The organism is Microbacterium sp. UBA3394 (assembly GCF_002358725.1).
GTDB lineage: Bacteria > Actinomycetota > Actinomycetes > Actinomycetales > Microbacteriaceae > Microbacterium > Microbacterium luteum.
In genome coordinates this window covers 1-2,901 of the sequence record NZ_DEPK01000040.1, presented here as the reverse complement: position 1 = coordinate 2,901, position 2,901 = coordinate 1, and the positions used below count along the sequence as shown (strand labels likewise).

At 67.7% G+C, this 2,901-nt stretch carries 2 protein-coding genes and 1 pseudogene; 1 reads left to right on the top strand and 2 read right to left on the bottom strand.

The window, feature by feature from the left end:
* Positions 1–998 (bottom strand): ABC transporter substrate-binding protein (locus tag B4E30_RS02200; RefSeq protein ID WP_286793290.1); only part of this gene is annotated, 998 nt, incomplete at its 3' end.
* A gap of 159 nt (positions 999–1,157) precedes the next feature.
* Between B4E30_RS02200 and B4E30_RS02195 the strand changes: the two genes are divergently transcribed.
* Positions 1,158–1,937, top strand: a complete 780-nt coding sequence (locus B4E30_RS02195) for a CPBP family intramembrane glutamic endopeptidase (RefSeq protein WP_286793289.1) — start codon at positions 1,158–1,160, stop codon at positions 1,935–1,937.
* Positions 1,938–1,991: 54 nt separating this feature from the next.
* On the opposite strand, the pseudogene B4E30_RS02190 reads toward B4E30_RS02195, so the two are convergent.
* Positions 1,992–2,901: pseudogene (locus B4E30_RS02190) on the bottom strand (glycine dehydrogenase (aminomethyl-transferring)); the annotation flags it as partial.

Genomic DNA, 2,901 nt, shown 5'->3' with positions numbered 1-2,901 from the left:
GTGATGTCGGCGGTCGCCTGCGGCTGGATGATGTCGACGTCACCGTTCTCCAGCGCCTGCACCGCAGCGAGCGGGTCGGGGATGAAGCGGATGGTGATCTCTTCGATGTTCGGCGAGTTGTCACCGGCGTACTCGGGGTTCGCGGTGAGGGTGACGTACTGGTCGGCGACGTAGTCGCTGATCATGTACGGCCCGCTCGCGGTCACGAGGTCGGTGTCCTCCGGCATCTCGGTGAAGTTGAAGCCCGAGTTCCAGAAGGAGGCCATCGGCGCGAGCGCGGCGGCGTCTTCGGACTCGATCGCGTCGAGCACGGCCTGCTTGGCCTCGTCCGCATCCTCGATGTCGAGGGACTTCTCGGCGATGATGTGGGCCGGAAGCGGCGAGGTGAAGACCAGGTCCCAGTCCACGAACGGCTCGTTGAAGGTCATCGTGATCGACCGGCCGTCGTCGCCGATCTCCGGGGTCTCCGTGACCAGGCCCATGCCCGAGTCGGGAGTCGCACCCGAGTCGAAGTAGACGACGTCGGTCGGGAACGCGTCGGTGAACTCACCGGTGTCGGGGTCGACGAAGTCGTTCGGGTCGAAGTCCGGCGTGTCCAGCGCGCGCGAGAGCGCGGCCCAGTTCAGCATCAGGTCGGCGGCGTCCACAGGAGTGCCGTCGGACCAGTTGACGCCCTCGGCGACGGTGTAGGTGACCGTGAGCGGGTCTTCCGACACCAGCTCGTAGGTGCCGAACGAGGTGTTCTGCACGAGCTCCGGGGTGTTGTTGTAGTAGTTGAACCCGTCGAGCACCAAGTAGTTGATGTTGTTGTTCGCCGTGGCGTTTCCGAACGACGTGTTGCCGTTCATCGAATAGAACGCCTGGTTCCATGCGGCGGTGATGGATGATCCCTCGACCAGACCCGAGTCGCCGCTGTCGCCGCCGGGCGCGCAGCCCGAAACCACCAGGGCTCCGACCGCGGTGAGGCCCACCGCCGTCGCGAAGCGCTTGATTCTCACTATTCCTCCTGTGCAGGTTTATGCGCCTGACCCCGGGTATGACCCGGCTCAGGCGCGGATGGGAAAACCCTAAGCACGGGGTGGGAGATGGTCAAAACATCCTTGGCAAACGTTACAGAGCCTTAACTCAAGGCGACCGGAATGTGACAATCTGACAACGTGACGCCGTCCCCCGCTCCCGACTCTGCACGTTTCGGCAACGCTCGCACGTGGTGGGAGATCGGTCTGGTCCTCGCCGTGACCGTGGGACAGTCCGCCGTCTACAGCCTGCTCACCCTCGTGCGACGCCTCCTGGTCGAGACCCCGCTCGGGCAGCAGGAGGCGCAGCTGAACACCGCGCGCGACGACCTCGCGCTGTGGGATGCCCTCTATCGGCTGCTCGACGTCTTCTTCGATCTCGCCCTGGTCGCGCTCGTGGTCTACCTGCTGTGGGAACCCGGCAAGAGCGCACTGCGCCGGATCGGCCTGGACTTCTCCCGCTTCGGCGGCGACCTCGGCCGCGGCGTGCTCCTGACGGCCGTGATCGGCATCCCCGGGCTGGCGCTCTACGCCGCCGGACGCGCCCTCGGGGTCACCGTCTCGGTGGTGGCCTCGCCCCTCGACGCGGCATGGTGGACGATTCCGCTCCTCGCCCTGTCAGCGCTCCGGGCGGGACTGACAGAGGAGGTCATCTTCATCGGCTATCTCTTCGATCGGCTGCGGCGCGTGGGGTGGTCGACGTGGACGATCATCCTCTCGACCGCCGCCCTGCGCGGCGCGTACCACGCCTACCAGGGCTTCGGAGCGATCGTCGGCAACATCGCGATGGGTGTCGTCTTCGGCTGGTGCTACCACCGCTGGGGTCGCGTCATGCCTCTCGTGATCGCCCACACGCTGCTCGACGTCGTCGCCTTCGTCGGCTATCCGCTGGCGGTCACCCTTTGGCCGGCCCTCTTCTGACCCCCGACCGCCGAGACCCGGGTGTCGGACGCGAACCCGGGTCTCGCGACGGGGTCAGGCGAAGGCCTTCGGCGGCGGACAGGCGCAGACGAGATTGCGATCGCCGTAGGCCTGGTCGATGCGACGCACCGGCGGCCAGTACTTCGTGCGCACGAGGCTGCGAACGGGGAAGACCGCGGTCTCACGGGAGTAGGGATGCGGCCAACCGGCCGCGGCGATCGATGCCGCCGTGTGCGGGGCGTTCACGAGGGGGTTGTCGCCGACCGGCCACTCCCCCGTCGCGACGCGGTCGGCCTCGCCCTTGATCGCGATCATCGCCTCGACGAACCGGTCGAGCTCCGCAAGGTCTTCCGACTCGGTCGGCTCGACCATGAGGGTGCCCGCCACCGGGAACGACATCGTCGGGGCGTGGAAGCCGTAGTCGATGAGTCGCTTGGCGACGTCGTCGACCGTGATGCCCGTCGACTCGCGCAGCGGGCGGAGGTCGAGGATGCACTCATGGGCGACGAGGCCGTTCTCCCCGGCGTAGAGCACCGGGAAGTGGTCCTTCAGTCGCGCCGCGATGTAGTTCGCCGCCAGCACCGCCGACGCCGTGGCCTCGGTGAGGCCCCGCGTTCCCATGAGGCGCACATACGCCCAAGAGATCGGCAGGATCGACGCCGAACCGTACGGCGCCGCGGAGACGGGGCCGCCGTCGAACACGTGTCCGCCGGCATGTTCGGCCCGCTGCGCCTGCGCGTGCGACGGCAGGAACGGGGCGAGGTGGGCTTTCGCGGCGACGGGTCCGACGCCCGGACCGCCGCCGCCGTGCGGGATCGCGAAGGTCTTGTGCAGGTTCAGGTGCGAGACGTCGCCGCCGAGGTCTCCGAAGCGGGCGAAACCCAGCAGGGCGTTGAGGTTCGCGCCGTCGACGTAGACCTGACCGCCGGCGTAATGCACGGCCCGTGTGATCTCGATGACGTCG